The sequence below is a fragment of the Sphingobacteriaceae bacterium GW460-11-11-14-LB5 genome (assembly GCA_002151545.1).
Taxonomy (GTDB): domain Bacteria; phylum Bacteroidota; class Bacteroidia; order Sphingobacteriales; family Sphingobacteriaceae; genus Pedobacter.
In genome coordinates this window covers 4,849,045-4,868,672 of sequence record CP021237.1, presented here as the reverse complement: position 1 = coordinate 4,868,672, position 19,628 = coordinate 4,849,045, and the positions used below count along the sequence as shown (strand labels likewise).

Sequence of the window (19,628 nt, the reverse complement as noted above, 5' to 3'; positions counted from 1 at the left end):
CGAGCACATTTTATTGATCACTGTTTTAACAGTTTGTAAAGAATATTTTAATTTAAATTTTTCGAAAGGTGATATTATGCAAAACTCAATAACCCGTTGCACCTGGGCTGGCTCCGATCCGCTTTATATCAAATACCATGATGAAGAATGGGGAAAGCCTGTTTACGATGATAAAATCTTATTTGAGTTTTTAATACTGGAAGGTGCTCAGGCTGGTTTAAGCTGGATTACCATACTTCGAAGAAGGGAAAACTACCGTAAAGCTTTTGCTGGTTTTGATGTGAACAAGGTAGCTGTTTTTACTGAAAAAGATGTAGAACGCTTAATGAACGATGAGGGCATTATCCGCAACCGTTTAAAAATTAACGGTGCCATTACCAACGCTAAACTGTTTATCGAAATCCAGAAAGAATTTGGCAGTTTCTCTAAATACATGTGGGGTTTTGTTCCTGGAGGTAAACCGATCCAAAATCACATCGAAAAAATGAGCGATGTTCCGCCAAGGACTGAACTATCCGACCAAATCAGTAAAGACATGAAAAAACGGGGCTTTAAATTTTTCGGCACCACGATCTGTTACGCCCACATGCAGGCGACCGGCATGGTTAACGATCATTTACTAAACTGTTGCGCAAGGTAATGTTTGCTTCAGTTACATTACGCACTGATAGATTTTTATTGAGGCAATTTTGTTCTGACGATCTAAAATTTATTTTTGAAGGATTATCACATCCTGATGTGATTCGCTATTATGGTGTGCGTTATGCAAGCCTAGAGGAAACCAATGAGCAATTGATCTGGTTCAATGACCTTCAAAAAAATGAAACAGGTATCTGGTGGGCAATCTGTGATAAAGAAAGCCTTGATCCTTTAGGTGCCATAGGATTTAATGATTTAAGTAAAACGGATCAAAAGGCTGAAATAGGTTTCTGGCTCTTGCCCACACATTGGGGAAAAGGTATTATTAAAGAGGTAGCTAATCCAATTTGCAACTATGTCTTCGAGAAATTAGGCTTAAGAAAAATCGAGGCTATGGTTGAAACTCAAAACGAAAACAGTAAAAGGGTCTTGCAAAAACTTGATTTTGATTATCAAAAAACAATGGAGAGCTGTGAAATTAAAAACGATAAGCTTATCAGTTTAGCAATTTATGTAAAACTAAAGCCCGAAGATATTTAAAGGGATCTTGCAATCCTGAAATCAGTTAATCCTAGCGCTATTTCTTTGTCGCGTTATACTCCTTCACCCATTCAATTACATCCCGGCTGTTAAAATCTGTCCCGGCTTCTACTTTGGCTTTTAAGGCGGGCTGATCACCGATTTTTTGTAATAGAATATTTTTAACCTCTGTTTTTTTGGTATCCTCCGTAATCGCTTTCATGGGTACTTCCTGTAAAGGTCCGGCACCAGGCTTTTCAATAAAGTAACGGATAACGGGTGCTCCTGCTGGTCTTTCTGGTGAAGCGCTGCGTCCGCCACCGATGCTGATACCTCCACCCATGCCCATGCCACCATAACCGCCGGTTCCGGTACCAATGCCAATTGATGGCCTGAATTTTACTTTTTTCTCTTTCACCTCTGGAACCAGGGTGCCTCCGCCAAAAGAATAAAGATTAACCGTTCCCATTTCGATTATCTTAACAAAACGATATTCGAAATTGCGTCCATTTGCAAAACCCTTGCTTACAAAACTATCACCGTTCCAGAAGAAGTTTTTAACATCCTTTGCCGGCAAAATTACATCCGCTTCATCATTGGCACTGATAAACACAGAAAAATAATCGGTTCCCTTTATCGTCCCGCGGATGACATCATCATTGTTTTTAACGATAAAATCCTGAGCTGAAAGTTGATTTAGCGTAAATAAGAAAAGAAAAACAGATAATAAAAATTTCATTTGATCAATTGCTTTTCACAAATAACGGAACTTAATTCCAAAACATACTAATTCAGGTTAATTTTGATATTGCCCGCTGCTACATCAGGATGTTCTTTTTGGAAATTAATAAATGATTCTTTCATTTTATTTAAGGCATAAGCTTTTGTGTTGGGGATGTTTTTGCCCAATGCATAAAATTTATTCAAAACATAAAGCTTAAACAGGTAATTCTTTAGCTCCGGATCAGCCTGCGTATCAGTCATCACTTTACGTAAGTTTTCCCGGTCAATAAAATTAACCAGCCCTACATTACTGGCTATGTAGTTGGCAATCTTGTTAATATTTTCCTGCTCTTTGCTAAAAGCATCTTTAGCCGCATTAATATCATCAATTGCTTTTAGCTGTACTGCAATTTCTTTTGCCAGAGCCGCTTTGCTAACCACAACCAATCCTTTGGGGATATAAAATGTAGAATCGGTTTTGTAAGGGTCAACAAAAAGGAATACCGTATCTTTTGAATCGGGATTTATCAAAGTATAGCGATCTACAATACCAGTACTTGAATGCTGACTACTTCTTTTAGTAAAATCGATTTTTGATCCATTTGGCCAGCGGTAAGAATTTTCCAGTTTGGCCATTCTTACTTTTAAATTATCTCGGTCGCTGATGTTTTTAAAAGCCCCACTGCCTATGGGCCGGTCTATTGATGCGCCATAAGCATCATCAGGTCCTTTTAGGTTTTCGAAAGTGATGTAGGTCATCAAGGTATCGGATGGGAGTTGAGCCTTGGTTAAGCAGGCAATTAAGCAAAAAATTAAGGTGTAGCAAGTTTTCATAAAAGCGTTTTTATTTTGATGATGCTTAAAATAAGAGATTTCAATAAATAATTTATTTTTTTTGTTGAAAAAGCATTTTAGTGATATGACTAACTTTGGTTACTTTTATCACTCGATAAATCTATTTGTCGGTCTAATCATTAAACCGGTGTAATCACATGAATAAAAAACTCTTTCTCCTAGATGGTATGGCGCTGATGTACAGGGCGCATTTTGCATTAAGTAAAAACCCTCGTTTTACCTCAACAGGCATCAATACATCAGCAGTAATGGGCTTTACCAATACTTTGTTAGATGTTTTGAAGAAAGAAAAACCAACGCACATTGCGGTCGTTTTCGATACCGAGGCACCAACTGAAAGGCATACAACTTTTGAGGCTTATAAAGCACAACGTCAGGCCATGCCCGAAGACCTAGCAGCTGCCATGCCTTATGTGATCAAATTAATCACTGGTTTTAATATTCCGGTAATCACCTCTGATGGTTACGAGGCCGATGATATTATTGGTACACTGGCCAAAAAAGCTGAACTAAAAGGTTACCAGGTTTACTGTATGACGCCTGATAAGGATTTTGCTCAATTGGTTTCCGAAAATATTTTCATTTACAAACCTGCCCGTATGGGTAACGATATGGAAATATTGGGGGTAAAGGAAATATTAGCGAAATGGGAGATTGAAAATGTGCTGCAGGTTATCGATATTTTAGGTTTATGGGGCGATGCAGTGGATAATATTCCAGGTATTCCAGGCATTGGCGAGAAAACAGCGAAAGCTTTGATCAAACAATATGGTTCTATGGAGAACATTATTGCAAACTCGCATGAGTTAAAAGGAAAACAACGCGAAAACGTAGAAAATTTTGCTGAACAAGGTTTAATATCGAAAAAACTGGCTACGATTTTATTAGATGTTCCCGTTGAATTGGACGAGGCCAGCTTAGAACTCTGCGATCCTAGCCGCGATCTATTGGAACCGTTGTTTACCGAATTAGAATTCAGGACTTTGGGCCGCAGGGTATTTGGCGATGAATTTTCGGTTACTACAGCACGCTTTCAGGAAGGTACGCAGACCGATTTATTCGGTAACCAGACAGGGGAAGCCATTCAATATACCAATACGCTCGAAGAAGAACCAGCAGAAAAGCTTCCGGCTAAAACCATTGAAAACACCGAACACGATTATCAGTTGGTTGACACTGCTGAGCAACGTGCAGATCTGATTAAATTATTACTGGCTGAAAAACGGATCTCATTTGATACGGAAACCACAGGTACCGATGCAAACATGGCCGATTTGGTTGGTTTATCTTTCTCCATAAAACCAGGTAAAGGCTATTATATACCCGTTCCGGCGGCCAGAGAAGAAGCTCAGGTTATTGTTGATGAGTTTAAGGTGGTATTGGAAAATGAAGAAATTGAAAAAATTGGTCAGAATACCAAATACGATATTTTAGTGCTGAAATGGTACGGCGTAGAGGTAAAAGGTAAACTCTTTGATACCATGCTTGCCCACTACCTGATTGATCCTGATACCCGCCATGGTATGGATGTATTGTCTGAAAACTATCTTGGTTACTCGCCTATTTCCATTACCAAGCTGATTGGTGCAAAAGGCAAAAACCAGGGCACCATGCGCGATGTGCCGGTAATTGATGTGGTAGATTATGCAGCTGAAGATGCCGATGTGACTTTACAGCTGGCACATATCTTCGAGCCAAAATTAAAAGAACTAAATGCAGCTAAATTAGCCGAAGAAATTGAAAACCCTTTGGTTTACGTTTTGGCAGATATAGAAAAAGAAGGTGTTCGCATTGATATCGAAACCTTAAAAGCCTATTCTAAAGAGCTCGAAACCGAAATTATCAAGTTTGAGCAGAATGTTTACGACAAAGCTGGAATTAAATTTAACCTGGCTTCGCCAAAACAATTGGGAGAGGTTTTATTTGATAAACTTCAGCTCGATCCGAAAGCTAAAAAGACGAAGACAGGCCAGTATCAAACCGGTGAAGATGTTTTATTAGCTCTGGCCAGTAAAAGTGATATTGTACAGGATATTTTAGATTTCCGCCAGTTACAGAAGCTTAAATCGACCTACGTGGATGCATTGCCATTAATGGTTAATCCCAAAACCGGCAGGGTGCACACTTCCTACAATCAGGCTGTTGCGGCAACGGGAAGGTTAAGCTCAAACAATCCAAATTTGCAGAATATCCCGATCCGTACCGAGCGTGGCCGAGAGGTGCGTAAAGCCTTTATTGCAAGAGACGAAAATCACATCTTGTTATCGGCCGATTATTCACAGATAGAATTGCGCATTATTGCCGAAATCAGTAAGGAAGAGAATATGCTGGATGCTTTTAATAAAGGAATCGATATCCACACGGCAACAGCAGCAAAAGTATATGGCGTAAGTATAGAAGAGGTAGATGGAACGCAGCGTAGAAATGCCAAAGCCGTTAACTTCGGAATCATTTATGGTCAGTCTGCTTTTGGTTTATCGCAAAACTTAGGTATTCCGCGTAAAGAGGCTGCCGAAATTATAGAACAATATTTCGCGCAATATCCGGGTATTAAACGTTACATGAGCGATACGATGAACTTCGCCCGCGAGAACGGATTTGTAGAAACGATAATGGGCAGAAGACGTTATTTAAGAGACATTAACTCTGCCAACCAAACGGTAAGAGGTTTTGCAGAACGAAATGCCATCAACGCGCCGATTCAAGGCTCTGCGGCTGATATGATCAAGATTGCCATGATCAATATCCATAAAGAGATGAAAGCACAAAATTTACAATCAACCATGACCATGCAGGTGCATGATGAGTTGGTATTTGATGTGCTGAGATCAGAAAAAGAAGCAATGAAAGCAATTATTCAGGATAAAATGGCCAATGCCATTAAATTAACGGTGCCAATAGTGGTAGAAATTGGTGAGGGCGATAATTGGTTGGCCGCACACTAACATGAAAGCGTTCTCCATGTATATTGTATGCTGCTTCATATCCATTGGATGTTTGGCGCAAAAAAGCGATACACTGATTACCTATAATTTTGGCGGCAGCCCAGCAAAAGGGGAAAATGTGAGCGTCTATAAAATTAATAGGAGAGATACAACGGCGTGGGTTAAAACTACCGCCGATAAAAATTTTGTTCTACTCAAAAAAGAGACCTTTGCCGATGAACAACTGACCGTACATAATGGGAGTTACCAGGAATTTTTGAATGGCAAGCTTTTTATCCACGGACATTATGATAAAAATGCTAAAACAGGAAAATGGATAATTTACGATTCTCTGGGCTACACAGCGCAAGAGATTCATTTCCTAAACAATAAATTTGATGGTCCATTTAAATCTTTTTGGAATAAGGACCATGTAAAATATCAGGGCAATTTTAGCCAGGGTTTAAAAACTGGGGAATGGAAAATCTTTTACCTCAACCAACAACTGGCAGGCAAAGAGCTTTATAATACAACAGGCGATTTAACAGAGAGTGCATATTTTGATCAAAATGCTCGGCCAACAGTGAAGAAAAACATTTTAACCGAGCCGATTTTCAAGGGCGGTTATCCGAGGTTTTATAAATTCCTAGCTAAAACCCTTCGTTTTCCCGACCCCGATCTAACTGGCCGGGTAGTTTGTTCCGCAATGGTAAATACTGATGGCCATTTATCAAACATTGAAATATTTTCCTCATCGCATGTTAGCCTAAGTCAGGAAGCCATTAGGGTGCTCGAATTATCACCTCCATGGCTTCCAGGTACTTTGTTTGGTGAACCTATGGCTATGCAAATCAAAATTGCAATCAACTTTACGATTAACTGATGATTTTTTTTGATAACTGAACCTTCCTAAAAGGAATTTAGTTGGAAAGATAAAGTAGATGTAAAATTAGTGCCCAGCAACTAACAACTATCCGAAGTTAGGGATATCGCTAACTAAAAGGCTATAGCTTTATTCTTAAGAAAGCGAGAGTGTAATAATACCAAACCATGTAATAAATTATTAAAAATTATTATCTTCATTAAAACTTCATTCAGATTAATCAATTTTATATCAACAAATAACGAGTAAACAAAAATCGAAAAAGATGAAACCTCCGAGTGAAACAAAGAAGCTTCATCACTACTAAAAAACAAATCCAAGTATTATGAAAAAGTTATTGAGTTTAATCGCAGTCGCAGCATTTGGTTTAACAACAGCATTTGCACAGACACCAGCTACGGCTCCTGCAGCTAAAGCTAAAACAGTTGTAAAAAAAGAAGTAAAAACAACCGCAGCACCTGTTAAAGCAGGCGTAAAACAAGAGGCTAAAAAAGTAGAAACTAAAACCACTACTACTGCTGCTAAAGTAAAAGCAGATGGTACGCCAGATATGCGTTTTAAAGAAAATAAAGCAAAAGCGGTAACTAAAGTGGCTGGTCCAACTAAAAAAGACGGAACAGCTGATATGCGTTACAAAGCAAACAAAGCTGCTGCCGCTAAAAAGAATTAGGTTCAGGTTTATAATTTGAAGGGTCTCCAATGAAATTTGGAGGCCCTTTTTTGTTTTAGAACAATTTAATATTAGCGGCGTCACCCTGAATTCATTTAAGGGTCTTAATAGCCGGAAAGATGCTGAACTAAATTCAGCATGACGATCATTTTAGATAATGAATATTTTCGTTGGTCGTGATCGACTGGAATGCAGTAGAATGAAGAGATCTGCTAGATAGATCTCTCGACTTCGTTGCACTCCTTTCGTTGGTCGTGATTTGCAATCACGACTGTTCGAACGGCGGATTTGTAATCCGTATTAGGCTACAAACTTATCGTTTCGCCAATTTCTGGCAGCAATAAGGTTTTGTTTTCCCGCTTAAATTTATCCAAAGCTGCTTTGGTATCAATTTCGATTACCGGGAAAGTATTGTAGTGTACGCCGATTACCTTGTCGCAATCGAAATATTTCGTTGCAACCAAAGCATCATCCACATCCATAGTGTAATTTCCTCCAATCGGTAAGATGGCATAATCCAGGTTGTAAATATCCGCCAAAACTTTCATCTCGATGGTTAAACCTGTATCGCCGGCAAAGTAAATCTGTTTACCCTCTACTTCAAGTACAAAACCAGCAGGATTTCCGCCATAACTCCCATCTGGTAAACCCGATGAGTGTGTAGCCGGTACCATGCGCACCGCTCCCCAGTCGAAAGTAAATTTACCAAAATTCATTCCATGTACTTTTTCAACGCCTTGTTTACTTGCCCAATCTGTTACCTCTGGCATGGCTATAACTGTTGCTTGTGTTTGCCTAGCTAGCGCTACCAAATCGGCCACATGATCGCCATGGCCATGGCTAACCAGGATATAATCGGCCTCAATGGTTTTAATGTCTATATTTTTAGCTAATGGATTGTGCGATATAAACGGATCGAACAGTAATTTTTTGCCTGCTGCCTCTAACAAGAAACAAGATTGGCCATAATAGGTGTATTTCATAATTGTGGTATCAGGATTTAGTATTGCGCATTCAGATTAATGCACACAACAATTTAACAATAAAACAATTGTATCACTTATTGCCCAAACATACCGCCTAAACCGCCAAGCATATCTTGTGCCGATGCCTGCATTTCGGCGGCGCTTACCTGTTCGGCACTTGCCATAGCTTTATTAATAGCCGTTAACAAAAGTTCTTCCAGTTCTTCCTTATCGGCATTTTTCAAAAACGTCTCATCAATTGAAACTCCGGTGATGGCTTTGTTTGCTGTAGCGGTGATTTTTATGGCACCATTTTCTACTTCGCCAAATACCGAGATCGTATCCAGGCGTTTTTTAATTTCTTCGGCTTTTTGTTGAGCCGCAAATAATTTATCGAACATAACTTGTGTTTTTATTATAAAACGAAATTAGGGTAAATTGTTTTTTAGTGAGCTAAATATTTGTTTTTTGAAGCGCAGGTACAGCAACCAGATTAAGCTTTGTTCCCGTTCTTCGCTATATCCTTTCGCTGCGCTTCAGGGATGCCGCTTCGCCCGGGGCTAAGCAATTAAGTCCTGTTCGCGTAGCTTCCGTTAACAAGCCTTTGCCAATTAACCCCGATCGTAAATACTGATTTTTTCCTGGCCTTATATTAATTAGTCCTCGTCGCTTCCCGGTAAACTGCCGTTGCCATGATAAGCCCCCTTACGGATAACCGGCATATTGAAGTGTTTATAAAGTTCGTCAAGATGCATCAAACTTCCGTTAGTAAGGTTGCCTAAAAATATAATGACAATGTTTTTGTCTAAATCCCGCACATAAATATGGCGGAAACCATGCCACCAGCCGGTGTGGTAAACCACTTTGTCCATTTTGTCGCCATCGAACATCCTCCAGCCGTAGCCATAGTTAAAATGACCGTTTATTGGTTTGTTACGACCAACATACGCAGAATCCAGGCTCTTCTTGGTCAGTAATCTTCCGTTTTTCAGGTATTTATCAAATAATACCAAATCGTGTACCGTACTATAAATGCCTTTATCTCCAACCGGACCGTCTAAAAAATTCTGTGCTACAGAGTATCTAAAACTATTGCGGTCGTGACCAACCACATCAACCGGAATTTTTTCATACTCAGTGGTGCTGTACACATGTGTATGTTTTAATCCGGCAGGTTTAAACACATGCTCCATCATATACTGCGAATAACGTTGTCCGGTTACCTTTTCTATAATGGCGCCCAAAACCATAAAGTTTGAGTTATTGTAGTGAAAACGGTTATCGGGTTTAGTATATGGATTTGGTTTCCGCTCAGCAATAACATTCATTACTTCCTGATTGGTGACGCCTTTTTTCATATTGCGTTTTTCCTTACGCCAGATATCATCTATGAAGTACACATAATTCATCATACCGCTGCGGTGAGAAAGCAGTAATTTCACCGTTATGCCTTCATATGGGAAGTTGGGGTAGAATTTTTTTACATTATCGTTCAACGAAAGTTTCCCTGCTTCTACCAATTGCATAATCGCTGTGCCGGTAAATGTTTTGGTAATCGAAGCCAGCTCAAATTCTGAGTTAATGGTTAAACTATCGCGGTGCAGGTAATCGGCCCATCCAACGGCTTTTTCGTAAAGAATTTTTCCGTCTTTGGCGACCAGCATATTGCCGTTAAAATTGAATTTCCGGTGCAGGTTATCTACAAAATCAGCAATCCATTTATCGCCTTTTTGTGGGTTATAAACCAATAAGAGGCTATCTGCTTTGTCGTCGTCTTTAGTGCGGATTTTTTTTTCAGCGGCCTTTTTCTCTTCAGATTTCTTGCTTGAACATGCGGTTAGTAAAGTTACAGAGAGGGCTAATGCTGAACATATATATCGAAAATTCATTTATATTAAGGATAGTGTATTTAAAACCCGAAAATTAAAGAATTTTAGACGGTTAAAACGAAAGAGTTTTACACATTTTCGCAATTTTGATTGTACCAGCACTCAAATAAATGACCTTTACTTCCATAAACAGGGTCGCTGTCTGGATTTTTCACTTTGGCAATGGTTTCATCTGCTTCAGGACGCTCCTCAGCTTTGCCATATTTTATATCATAATCTAAACCATTTGGATAGGCGCCAACAACAGTGAAGTCGTCGGTTGAGTTCAGTTTTTTATGTGCTACACCTGCAGGGATAATAACCACATCACCTTTGTCCAGCTCTATACAAACACCATGATCGCCCCCAAACTGTACGTCGGCTTTGCCACAGAATACGCCCATTACTTCGTGCGTGTTGCTATGGTAATGGTGGTAATCAAAAATACCATCTACCCAGGCGTTGGTATATCCGTTCTGCGCGAAAACCCTTTTGATTACTTCTTCAGTATCATCAGGGTGCAACCTAAAGGTACCTTTGTAAATCATTAGCGGCAAATTCGGATTATTCGGAAAATCGCCGTTCTCCTCTATTTTATGCGCAACCAGGTAAGCTTCCTGAATCAATTTTTCTTTGTCCATGATTTGGGTGTTTTATTATTTAACAAAGTAATTGGCAAAGGGTTTACAATTCGCGGGTTTTTCTCCCGCAGATTTAAGATGATTAACGCAGAGTCATATACTTTAATTCTACAGAAAACAAAGAACCAACTTTTATAATTACCAAGATTATCATATTTTTATTTCATCATCCTGATTAAGAATACCTAACTAATTTTCAACATGGATGAGAACAATATCTCTTATCAAATAAGGGGAGCAATATTTACAGTTTACAATACATTAGGACCAGGGCTACTAGAGTCTGCTTATGAAACTGTACTGGCTTATGTTTTAACAGAAAATGGGTTAAATGTTAAGCGGCAAGTGCAATTACCGATTGTTTTTGAAGGTATAACCCTAGATACTGGCTACAGGATAGACTTGTTAATAAATGACTTGGTAATTATTGAAATCAAATCTGTAGAAACAGTTGCTCCTGTACATCATAAACAAGTGCTTACATACCTCAAGCTTTCCGGTCTCAAACTTGCGTTACTGGTTAATTTTAATTCATCAGACATTTCTCAGTCGATATCGAGAAAAGTGAATGGGCTTTGATAAATGTTTCCCGCTGATCGCTACGAAAAACGCCGAGTTGAATCATTCTATCTGCGTTCTTTGCGAAATCTGCGGGAAACATCTTTCTTTTATCATTCAAAAGATATAAACTACTTCTCGCTTTCCGCCCAGGTATACATTTTCGCTTCAAAAACAGATAATGGGAATGATCCATCTTTTAAAACTGCAGTATGAAAAGCGGCCAGTTTAAACTTCGGACCTAATTCTTTCTCATATTTGGTTCTCAACTCCCTTATTTTCATTGCACCTGTTTTATAACCTAAAGCTTGTGCAGGTATGCCCATGTAACGTTCAATTTCTGCAGTAGCACCTTCCGTGCTAATGGCTTCATTGTCTGTCATATATTTAATAGCTGCTTCTCTGCTCATGTTTTTGGTGTGGATGAGCTGCAAAAAGAAATATCTTTTTCATTTATTTTGAGTTAAGGTTCTAATCAAAAATAACAAATTATTAGCCATTTACCGGTAGGTCGCCTTAACGCAAAAAAGCCACCCCTAAGGGATGGCTTAATATGTAATCAGTATGAAACTGAAAACTGTGAATTGCTAACTGATTAAGCTAATAACCTGATTGGCTCTTCTAATAAGCCTTTTAATGTCTGTAAGAACTGTGCTCCTGTTGCACCATCAACCACACGGTGATCGCAGCCCAAAGTCAATTTCATTACGTTACCAGGAACAACAGCACCGTTTTTAACCACAGGAACTTGTTGTATCGCACCTACTGATAAAATTGCACCATCAGGAGAGTTGATAATTGAAGTAAACTCATCAATACCAAACATACCTAAGTTAGATACAGTGAAAGTAGAACCTTCCCAATCTGCTGGCTGTAATTTTTTAGCTTTTGCTTTACCACCAAAATCTTTTACTTCTGCAGAGATGTGTGATAAAGATTTGCCATCAGCGAAACGCACAACCGGTACCAATAAACCATCTTCAACAGCCATAGCTACACCAATGTTGGTATGTTCGTTAAATCTGATTTTATCGCCACCCCATGATGAGTTAACAGCAGGGTGTTTTTTCAATGCAACGGCAACCGCTTTAATTACGATATCGTTGAAAGAAACCTTAACAGGAGCAACTGCATTAATAGCCGTACGTGCAGCCATTGCGTTGTCCATATCAATACTGATGGTTAAATAGAAATGTGGCGCGGTGAACAAACTTTCTGCTAAACGTTTTGCAATGACTTTACGCATCTGCGAAACGGGCGCTTCAGTAAATTTAACTTCACCAACATATTGAGGAATAACTGGTGCCGGAGCAGCAGCTTTCTCGGCAGCCGGAGCTGATGCAGATTCTGCTTTTGCTGGCGCTGCACTTGGTTTAAAGTTTTCGATATCTTTTTTAATGATACGGCCACCTTCTGCACTACCTGCAACCTGTGCCAGGTCGATCCCTTTGTCTTTAGCAATTTTCTTAGCTAAAGGAGATGCTTTAACGCGGCTATCACCGTTGTCTGTAGTTGTACCACACGATGAAGTTCTAGGTGTTTCAATTTCAGCAACAGTTGCAGACTTTTCTGCTTTAGGTGCTTCAGCACTTTCTGCTTTTGGAGCCGGGGCTGAGCCACCTGCTAAAATTCCGCTCACATCAGTTCCTTCAGGACCAACGATAGCGATAATTCCGTTTACTTTTGCAGCAGCACCTTTCTCTACACCGATGTGTAATAAAGTTCCGGTTGCGTAGCCCATTACTTCCATAGTTGCCTTATCGGTTTCTACATCAGCAAGCACATCATCATCTTTTACTTTATCGCCAACTTTTTTATGCCATTCAGCAATTACGCCTTCAGTCATGGTATCGCTTAACAAAGGCATGCGGATAACCGTAACACCTTTTGCTGCTAATTCTTCTTCGCTTAAGCCACCGCCCTGAGCAGGAGCTTCTTCTTTTTTCTCTTCAGCTTTAGGCGCTTCGTCTTTGCGCTCAGACTTCGGACTTCCCGACTCCTGACTTCCCGACTGTTCTGCTTCCAATGCTGCTTTATAATCTTCGCCTTCTTTACCAATAACGGCCATGATGGCATCAACCGGAACAGCTGTTCCTTCTTCTACACCTACGTATAAAAGCGTACCATCCCAATAAGATTCCATATCCATTGTTGCCTTGTCAGTTTCTACTTCTGCCAAAACATCGCCGCTTTTCACTTTATCGCCCACTTTTTTATGCCACTTTGCCAAAACCCCTTCGGTCATGGTGTCGCTCATTTTGGGCATTTTAATTACATCAGCCATTATATCTAATTAATTGAAATCTTATTAATATTAGTCCATTACGTAAGGGTAGTCCTGTTGCATATATACATCTTTGTATAATTCAGATGCATCAGGCCAAGGAGATTCTTCAGCAAATTTTACTGCCTGATCTACAATTGCTTTTACTTTAGCTTCTACTTCTTCAATCCAGGCTTGATCTGCATACTTTTCTTTAAGAATCGTTTCTCTTGCGTGCTCAACCGGATCTTTTGCTTTATAATCTTCTAATTCTTCTTTGGTACGGTATTTTGCCGGATCTGACATCGAGTGACCACGGTAACGGTAAGTTCTCATTTCTAAGAAAGTAGGTCCTTCACCTTTACGTGCACGTTGGATCGCTTCGTCCATTGCATTGTGTACCGCAACCGGATCCATACCATCAACTGGTGCACATGGCATATCAAAACCTAAACCTATTTTATAAATATCGGTCATGTTGGTTGTACGTTGTACTGAGGTACCCATTGCATAACCATTGTTTTCGCAAACAAAAATAACTGGCAATTTCCAAAGCATGGCCATGTTAAAAGTTTCGTTTAATGCACCCTGGCGCACTGCACCATCGCCCATATAACAAATGTTAACATTATCAGTTCCTTTGTATTTTTCTGCAAAAGCAACGCCAGCACCTAATGGAATCTGACCACCAACAATGGCATGACCACCGTAGAAGTTATGCTCTTTGCTGAACATGTGCATTGAACCACCTTTACCTTTAGAGCAACCTGTAGCTTTACCGTACATTTCTGCCATAATACTATCAGCACTAACTCCTAAAGCTAAGGCATGAGCATGATCACGGTATGTTGTAATCATTGAATCACCTTTTTGCATTGCAGATATTGCACCTGCAACTACAGCTTCTTGTCCAATGTATAAATGACAAAAGCCACGTATTTTTTGTTGTCCGTATAACTGGCCAGTTTTTTCTTCGAATTTGCGCATCAGCAACATCGACTCAAACCACTTTAACCAGGTATCTTTATTTATTTCTACTGCACTCATTTTAGGGTATTTGTTTTTTGCGACAGCAAATCTAATTTTTTTATTGTAATTTTTGGCACTTTTTAGTGTAAAAACATCATAGTATTAGGGTTGTAATCAGATTTAACAGTTGTTTTACAATTAAATATAAAACCAGGGAACCGATATCGATTTAATAGCGATTTCTTATAATTAAATCAACGCCCTTTATCATAATATGGAATCAATTTATTCTGAAATTTAATTCTGCATATGTGCTTATTTCCATAATTTAAAATAACACCGATTTATTCCTGTTTAGAATATTGAACTAAATCGTTTTTTTTAAAAAGATAATTTTAAGCTAAGTTTATGAACAAAAATGAGGAGCAAAAAATAAAAATGTTAATAACTTTCGTTTTTTAACGTCTAACATTTGGATAACATTTGTATAATTAATACTTTTGGCAACCAACAATAAGCCCATGTGGTGTACGTTAATGTGTAAGTGAATACCCAAACATAACTGTATAACATGATTAAAAAATTTTTGTTTTCTACTCTAATTGCTATTTGCACGCTCTCAGCCGCATTTGCGCAAACAAAAACAAAAGAATCTGGTAAAGAATTAAATGATCCCGACAACCTTGCATCGCAATATTTTTCGCAGGTTATGGGTGTTGCGGTAGATGCAACTTCGAATTTAAAACTGTACAAATTTATTTACGAATGGATCGGAACACCTTATAGTTATGGTGGAAACACCAAAAGAGGGATAGACTGTTCGGCTTTCACTAAAGCGATTTACGATAAAGTTTTCAACACCACCATCAGAAGAAACTCGCGAGATATTTTTAGTATGGTAGATCCACTTTCTAAAGAAGATTTAAAAGAAGGTGATTTGGTTTTCTTCAAGATTAAAAGCAGAAGTATTTCACATGTTGGTATTTACCTGGGCGATAACAGGTTTGCACATGCATCAAGCTCTCGTGGTGTCGTAATCAGCAACCTCAACGAACCTTATTACAGCCGTTATTTTTACAAAGGTGGGCGTGTGTTAGAATCGTTTAAGAAAGAATTTACAGTAGAATAGATCAGTTGACATTTTTCAGTTAACAGTTAAAAACATATACAATCCTCCTGAAGAAATTTTGGAGGATTTTTTTATACATCTAAATCAAGAATGAAGTTTATCAATACCCTTATAATATCCGCTCTTGCGCTAATTATTTTAATTAGCTGCACGAGCAATAATGCGCAGATTACTACACCTGTAGCCAAACAAGATACGGTGATCAGAAAAATAAAAGATACCATATCCATTACGGCAGTAGGCGATATTATGCTTGGCTCTGCTTTTCCATCCAAAACAAACCTCCCTCCTGATGATGCTGTAAACAGTTTTCAGGCAGTAGATAGTTTATTAAAAGGAGATATTGTTTTTGGTAACCTGGAAGGTTGTTTCCTTAACTCAGGCAATTCGAACAAATGCAATGGCATTAACCCGAATAACTGTTACGCTTTTAGAATGCCGGAACGTTATGCCGGGATATACAAGGATGCAGGATTTAATGTTTTGAGTATCGCCAACAACCATGTGGGTGATTTTGATGCCAGGGGAAGAAAAAATACAGCCAGGATTTTAGACTCGCTGCAGATCCATTATGCTGGACAGGTAAATAAACCTTTTGAAGTTTTTGAAAAAGACAATGTAAAGTATGCCTTCTGTGCTTTTGCGCCGAACGAGAATACGGTATCGATCAATAAAATCGACAGCGCCAAAGCTTTGGTTGCCCGTCTAAAATTGATGGCCGATATTGTGATTGTCTCTTTTCATGGTGGTGGTGAAGGCGCAAGGTTTGAACATGTTCCCCGTAAAAATGAGATTTTTTATAAAGAAAACAGAGGGAATGTTTACGCCTTTGCACATGCTGTTATTGATGCTGGTGCTGATGTGGTATTGGGACATGGTCCGCATGTAACCCGCGCTGTTGAAGTGTATAAAAATAAATTCATCGCTTACAGCTTAGGTAATTTTTGCACCTATGGTATGTTTAGCCTAAAAGGCAATAACGGCATTGCGCCCTTGCTTCAGTTAAAAGTAAATGCTAAGGGTGATTTTTTGTATGCCGATATTGTATCAGTTAAACAGGATAAGGTTAGCCGTTTAACCCTCGATGAAAATCATGGTGCCTTCAAACGAATTAAAGAACTGACAGATATTGATTTTGTTGGCCATCAGTTAAAATTCGCAGATAACAGGATTAGTTTAAAAGATTAATTTTCTCCGACATCAATCTCAATTTATTTCAGAATATTTGTTGGATGAAAGCATCATGATTTTTTAAATCACCTAGTGACAGGAATAAACGGCTCAAGCCTTCTTGAACACCGTTACCACACTACTCATGATAGCTTCATCATTGATTAAAACAACATCATAGGGATGAAAAAAGGATTAATACTTCATTATATTATAGGTATAGCCGCCGCTATTTTAGTACTGGCAGCAGCCTACTACATCAACCAAAACCCCGATAATTTACTGTCGGCAGGGATTATTATTCTGGCGGGTTGCCTGGTCGCTTTTAGCCAGTACCAGATTATCAAGCACAAAAAGAAGCAATAGTATGATTGCGACTATACTCCAGGTCACAAAGACTGGAAATGCTAAAGATAGCATCTACCTTGCTTTAGCCATCGGAGCGGCGGTTTTACTTTTTGTGCTATCTAAAAAGTTCAGGAGAAAAGCCTGACTAACTTTCGTCCTTGGTGTTCTTCACCAGGCCAATTCCCGATACAAAGAATATAAGTCCGATGATGCCGTAAACCATCAATCCCCTTGTGTTTTCGCTGTGGCTAACAAAGCCATAGCCAGCGTATATTAATCCAATTATGCCCAGTACGGTTAATATTGTTCCAAAAGTGCGTTTTACATTCATATGGTTTATTATTTAATAAGGTAAAGACAAAATATGATCGATTTTGTTTTAAACAAACAAAGAAGCCCATCTCATCAACTGAAATGGGCTTCTTTTATGGGGTGAAGGATAACTTACCAAACACCTAAACGGTTTGCCGGAGTTATGTACATTTTTGCGGTTGCAGGAATGTTGAAAGCTTTGTAAAATGCTTCCATATTATACACAGGTCCGTTTACCCTGAACATCTCCGGACTATGTGGATCTGTTTTTAATCTCACGCGCATGCTTTCGTCGCGGGTTTTAATTCTCCATACCTGGGCAAAGCTTAAAAAGAAACGTTGATCGGGGGTAAAACCATCAATCTTTTTATCGCCTTTCCCTTGTTCTGTTAATTTAAAGGCATCGTAGGCGATGTTTAATCCGCCAATATCGGCAAGGTTTTCCCCTAAGGTTAACGAACCATTTACATGCTGATTATCCAACAGCGAGAAGTTGTTGTAAAATGTTTCTACTTTACCTGCTTTGGCTTTAAATTTATCGGCATCAGCTTTTGTCCACCATTCTTTTAGGTTGCCAACGGCATCATACTGGCGACCCTGATCATCAAAACCATGTGTCATTTCGTGACCAATTACAGCACCTATTGCACCATAGTTAATGGCATCATCAGCGGCAAATTCAAAGAACGGGAACTGTAAAATTCCTGCCGGAAAAACAATTTCGTTGAAAGACGGATTGTAATAGGCATTAACTGTTGGTGGAGTCATTCCCCACTCGGTTTTATCTACATTTTTGCCCAGCTTATCCATCATTTCCTTGTAGGCATGTTTACTGGCCGACTGAAGGTTTGCATAATACGTGTTTTTCGAAACCTCAACATCATCGTACTTTTTCCATTTATCAGGATAGCCGATCTTTTTGATAAATGCGTTTAATTTTTCTAAAGCTTTCTTTTTGGTTTCCGGGGTCATCCAATCTACCTTCTGGATTCTTTCTGCGTATACTTTCTGTAAATTGTTTACCAAAGTTAACATACGCTCCTTGGCCTCTGGCTTAAAATACTTTTCGGCATATAATTGACCTAAAAGCTCACCTAAATTGCGATCAGTAGCATTTACAATGGCTTTCCATCTTTCTGTTGGCGCCTGTTGACCATATAGCGTTTTAGAGAAAAAATCGAATTTAGCATCTCTGAATTTTTTGGTAAAAGCATTGGCCGATCTGTTTAAAGCATCAAACTTTAATTTTTCCTTCCAGATTTCGATAGGCTGGCTTTTTACCAGGGCTGATAAGGTTTGATAATATTTTGGCTGTCTAACAATAACAGTATCAGTACTTGCGCCCAGTTTACTTAAAACGGATTTCCATTCAATATTTGGAGTCTGTTTTTGAAAATCAGCCACGGTCATTTTGTTATAGTTTTTCTGCGGATCGCGCAGCTGAACAGGAGTTGAATGCGACTGGGCAATTGCTGTTTCGAGTTTTAAAATGTTATCAGCATATTTTGCTGCATTTAAAGAATCGCCAGCGAGGCTAAAAATTTTGGTGATGTATTTGATGTACTCTACCCTGATTTTCTTCGCCTTCTCGTCTTGTTCTAAATAATAACTGCGGTCTGGCAGGGTAAGGCCAGCCTGCGAAAATGATAAAGCATTTTTGGTGCTTAATTTGTCATCAGGTTCTACACCAAAGCCCAATAAATCCCCTTCGCCATTTTTATAACCATCGGCAACAAAGTTGATTAAATCCTGATCATTTTTAATCCCTTCTATTTTACTTAAGAGCGGTTTTATAGGTTCGATGCCTAACTTTTCGATGGTAAGCGTGTCCATTCCACTGGTGTAGAAATCGCCAACTTTCTGTTCAGTACTTCCTTTGGCTGCATTGGCTTTTGAAGCGTTTTCCAGAATGTTGTTCAGGTTCTTCAGGTTATCGTTATATAGGGTGTAAAAAGAACCCCAACCTGTTTCGGTTTTTGGAATTTCGGTGTTTTTCATCCATTTCCCGTTGGCATACAGGAAAAAGTTATCACCTGGTTTTACAGTAGTGTCCATGCCGGCTTTATCGAAAAATTCGGTGCGCGCATTCGCCACATCGGCATCCTGATGGCTTTTATTCTGGCAGGCAGCAAAAAGCAATACGCCGGCAGCCGGAAGAAATAATTTAATTTTCATTGTATATAAGTTAGTTA

At 39.0% G+C, this 19,628-nt stretch carries 20 protein-coding genes; 9 read left to right on the top strand and 11 right to left on the bottom strand.

The genetic code is table 11. The features are described from left to right. Positions 1-76: 76 nt before the first annotated feature. Positions 77-640, top strand: coding sequence for a DNA-3-methyladenine glycosylase (locus CA265_19650; GenBank protein ID ARS41746.1), 564 nt, complete (start codon positions 77-79; stop codon positions 638-640). Next, complete coding sequence (locus CA265_19645) at positions 640-1,179, top strand: GNAT family N-acetyltransferase (GenBank protein ARS41745.1); 540 nt, start codon at positions 640-642, stop codon at positions 1,177-1,179. The genes CA265_19650 and CA265_19645 overlap by 1 nt, the downstream gene beginning before the upstream one ends. A gap of 37 nt (positions 1,180-1,216) precedes the next feature. On the opposite strand, the gene CA265_19640 is transcribed toward CA265_19645, so the two are convergent. Beyond that, complete coding sequence (locus tag CA265_19640) at positions 1,217-1,897, bottom strand: hypothetical protein (GenBank protein ARS41744.1); 681 nt, start codon at positions 1,895-1,897, stop codon at positions 1,217-1,219. A 47-nt stretch (positions 1,898-1,944) separates the two neighbouring features. Further along, entirely contained in the window at positions 1,945-2,715 is a 771-nt protein-coding gene (locus tag CA265_19635) for a hypothetical protein (protein ARS41743.1), read from the bottom strand. A 158-nt stretch (positions 2,716-2,873) separates the two neighbouring features. On the opposite strand from CA265_19635, the gene CA265_19630 reads away from it, so the two are divergent. From CA265_19630 to CA265_19620, 3 genes are all read left to right on the top strand, one after another. Further along, positions 2,874-5,681, top strand: coding sequence for a DNA polymerase I (locus tag CA265_19630; GenBank protein ARS41742.1), 2,808 nt, complete (start codon positions 2,874-2,876; stop codon positions 5,679-5,681). Between the two features lies 1 nt (position 5,682). Then, on the top strand, positions 5,683-6,543 hold the full coding sequence (locus CA265_19625) for a hypothetical protein (protein ARS41741.1): 861 nt from the start codon (positions 5,683-5,685) through the stop codon (positions 6,541-6,543). 325 nt (positions 6,544-6,868) lie between these two features. After that, positions 6,869-7,213, top strand: a complete 345-nt coding sequence (locus CA265_19620) for a hypothetical protein (GenBank protein ID ARS41740.1) — start codon at positions 6,869-6,871, stop codon at positions 7,211-7,213. Positions 7,214-7,518: 305 nt separating this feature from the next. Here the strand turns inward: CA265_19620 and CA265_19615 are convergent, their stop codons facing one another. From CA265_19615 to CA265_19600, 4 genes are all read right to left on the bottom strand, one after another. Then, complete coding sequence (locus CA265_19615; GenBank protein ARS41739.1) at positions 7,519-8,196, bottom strand: metal-dependent hydrolase; 678 nt, start codon at positions 8,194-8,196, stop codon at positions 7,519-7,521. Positions 8,197-8,273: 77 nt separating this feature from the next. Then, positions 8,274-8,579 (bottom strand): hypothetical protein, encoded by a 306-nt coding sequence (locus tag CA265_19610; protein ID ARS41738.1) that lies wholly within the window; start codon positions 8,577-8,579, stop codon positions 8,274-8,276. Between the two features lie 255 nt (positions 8,580-8,834). Beyond that, positions 8,835-10,067: a serine hydrolase gene (locus CA265_19605; protein ID ARS41737.1), complete on the bottom strand. Its 1,233-nt coding sequence runs from the start codon at positions 10,065-10,067 to the stop codon at positions 8,835-8,837. Positions 10,068-10,135: 68 nt separating this feature from the next. Beyond that, positions 10,136-10,687, bottom strand: coding sequence for a hypothetical protein (locus CA265_19600; protein ID ARS41736.1), 552 nt, complete (start codon positions 10,685-10,687; stop codon positions 10,136-10,138). A 201-nt stretch (positions 10,688-10,888) separates the two neighbouring features. Here CA265_19600 and CA265_19595 point away from each other — a divergent pair, with 201 nt between their 5' ends. Then, positions 10,889-11,266 (top strand): GxxExxY protein, encoded by a 378-nt coding sequence (locus CA265_19595; GenBank protein ID ARS41735.1) that lies wholly within the window; start codon positions 10,889-10,891, stop codon positions 11,264-11,266. 110 nt (positions 11,267-11,376) lie between these two features. On the opposite strand, the gene CA265_19590 is transcribed toward CA265_19595, so the two are convergent. The 3 genes from CA265_19590 to CA265_19580 all read right to left on the bottom strand — a co-directional run bounded on the left by CA265_19590 (position 11,377) and on the right by CA265_19580 (position 14,555). Beyond that, complete coding sequence (locus CA265_19590; protein ID ARS41734.1) at positions 11,377-11,655, bottom strand: hypothetical protein; 279 nt, start codon at positions 11,653-11,655, stop codon at positions 11,377-11,379. A gap of 185 nt (positions 11,656-11,840) precedes the next feature. Next, positions 11,841-13,529, bottom strand: a complete 1,689-nt coding sequence (locus CA265_19585) for a pyruvate dehydrogenase (protein ID ARS41733.1) — start codon at positions 13,527-13,529, stop codon at positions 11,841-11,843. 30 nt (positions 13,530-13,559) lie between these two features. Next, the gene (locus tag CA265_19580) at positions 13,560-14,555 is read right to left on the bottom strand and encodes a pyruvate dehydrogenase (acetyl-transferring) E1 component subunit alpha (GenBank protein ARS41732.1); all 996 of its coding nucleotides are present in this window, start codon (positions 14,553-14,555) and stop codon (positions 13,560-13,562) included. 493 nt (positions 14,556-15,048) lie between these two features. On the opposite strand from CA265_19580, the gene CA265_19575 reads away from it, so the two are divergent. The 3 genes from CA265_19575 (at position 15,049) to CA265_19565 (ending at position 17,142) form a co-directional block, all read left to right on the top strand. After that, a complete protein-coding gene (locus tag CA265_19575) occupies positions 15,049-15,606 on the top strand; it encodes a glycoside hydrolase (protein ID ARS41731.1) in 558 nt (185 codons plus the stop codon). A gap of 90 nt (positions 15,607-15,696) precedes the next feature. Then, positions 15,697-16,794: a capsule biosynthesis protein CapA gene (locus CA265_19570; GenBank protein ID ARS41730.1), complete on the top strand. Its 1,098-nt coding sequence runs from the start codon at positions 15,697-15,699 to the stop codon at positions 16,792-16,794. A gap of 165 nt (positions 16,795-16,959) precedes the next feature. Next, positions 16,960-17,142 carry a hypothetical protein gene (locus CA265_19565; GenBank protein ARS41729.1) on the top strand — a complete coding sequence of 61 codons (183 nt, stop codon included), beginning with the start codon at positions 16,960-16,962 and terminating at the stop codon, positions 17,140-17,142. A gap of 127 nt (positions 17,143-17,269) precedes the next feature. On the opposite strand, the gene CA265_19560 is transcribed toward CA265_19565, so the two are convergent. Both CA265_19560 and CA265_19555 read right to left on the bottom strand, forming a co-directional pair. Beyond that, positions 17,270-17,455 (bottom strand): hypothetical protein, encoded by a 186-nt coding sequence (locus tag CA265_19560; GenBank protein ID ARS41728.1) that lies wholly within the window; start codon positions 17,453-17,455, stop codon positions 17,270-17,272. A gap of 113 nt (positions 17,456-17,568) precedes the next feature. Continuing rightward, complete coding sequence (locus tag CA265_19555; GenBank protein ARS41727.1) at positions 17,569-19,611, bottom strand: peptidase M13; 2,043 nt, start codon at positions 19,609-19,611, stop codon at positions 17,569-17,571. Positions 19,612-19,628 lie beyond the last annotated feature (17 nt).

Excerpts from the sequence above, each read along its gene's own strand:
- CA265_19605 (ARS41737.1), bottom strand. The coding sequence starts at position 10,067 with ATGAATTTTCGATATATATGTTCAGCATTAGCCCTCTCTGTAACTTTA.
- CA265_19610 (ARS41738.1), bottom strand. The coding sequence starts at position 8,579 with ATGTTCGATAAATTATTTGCGGCTCAACAAAAAGCCGAAGAAATTAAA.
- CA265_19575 (ARS41731.1), top strand. The coding sequence starts at position 15,049 with ATGATTAAAAAATTTTTGTTTTCTACTCTAATTGCTATTTGCACGCTC.
- CA265_19565 (ARS41729.1), top strand. The coding sequence starts at position 16,960 with ATGAAAAAAGGATTAATACTTCATTATATTATAGGTATAGCCGCCGCT.
- CA265_19590 (ARS41734.1), bottom strand. The coding sequence starts at position 11,655 with ATGAGCAGAGAAGCAGCTATTAAATATATGACAGACAATGAAGCCATT.
- CA265_19560 (ARS41728.1), bottom strand. The coding sequence starts at position 17,455 with ATGAATGTAAAACGCACTTTTGGAACAATATTAACCGTACTGGGCATA.
- CA265_19615 (ARS41739.1), bottom strand. The coding sequence starts at position 8,196 with ATGAAATACACCTATTATGGCCAATCTTGTTTCTTGTTAGAGGCAGCA.
- CA265_19600 (ARS41736.1), bottom strand. The coding sequence starts at position 10,687 with ATGGACAAAGAAAAATTGATTCAGGAAGCTTACCTGGTTGCGCATAAA.
- CA265_19650 (ARS41746.1), top strand. The coding sequence starts at position 77 with ATGCAAAACTCAATAACCCGTTGCACCTGGGCTGGCTCCGATCCGCTT.
- CA265_19595 (ARS41735.1), top strand. The coding sequence starts at position 10,889 with ATGGATGAGAACAATATCTCTTATCAAATAAGGGGAGCAATATTTACA.
- CA265_19630 (ARS41742.1), top strand. The coding sequence starts at position 2,874 with ATGAATAAAAAACTCTTTCTCCTAGATGGTATGGCGCTGATGTACAGG.
- CA265_19640 (ARS41744.1), bottom strand. The coding sequence starts at position 1,897 with ATGAAATTTTTATTATCTGTTTTTCTTTTCTTATTTACGCTAAATCAA.
- CA265_19580 (ARS41732.1), bottom strand. The coding sequence starts at position 14,555 with ATGAGTGCAGTAGAAATAAATAAAGATACCTGGTTAAAGTGGTTTGAG.
- CA265_19585 (ARS41733.1), bottom strand. The coding sequence starts at position 13,529 with ATGGCTGATGTAATTAAAATGCCCAAAATGAGCGACACCATGACCGAA.
- CA265_19645 (ARS41745.1), top strand. The coding sequence starts at position 640 with ATGTTTGCTTCAGTTACATTACGCACTGATAGATTTTTATTGAGGCAA.
- CA265_19570 (ARS41730.1), top strand. The coding sequence starts at position 15,697 with ATGAAGTTTATCAATACCCTTATAATATCCGCTCTTGCGCTAATTATT.
- CA265_19620 (ARS41740.1), top strand. The coding sequence starts at position 6,869 with ATGAAAAAGTTATTGAGTTTAATCGCAGTCGCAGCATTTGGTTTAACA.
- CA265_19625 (ARS41741.1), top strand. The coding sequence starts at position 5,683 with ATGAAAGCGTTCTCCATGTATATTGTATGCTGCTTCATATCCATTGGA.
- CA265_19635 (ARS41743.1), bottom strand. The coding sequence starts at position 2,715 with ATGAAAACTTGCTACACCTTAATTTTTTGCTTAATTGCCTGCTTAACC.
- CA265_19555 (ARS41727.1), bottom strand. The coding sequence starts at position 19,611 with ATGAAAATTAAATTATTTCTTCCGGCTGCCGGCGTATTGCTTTTTGCT.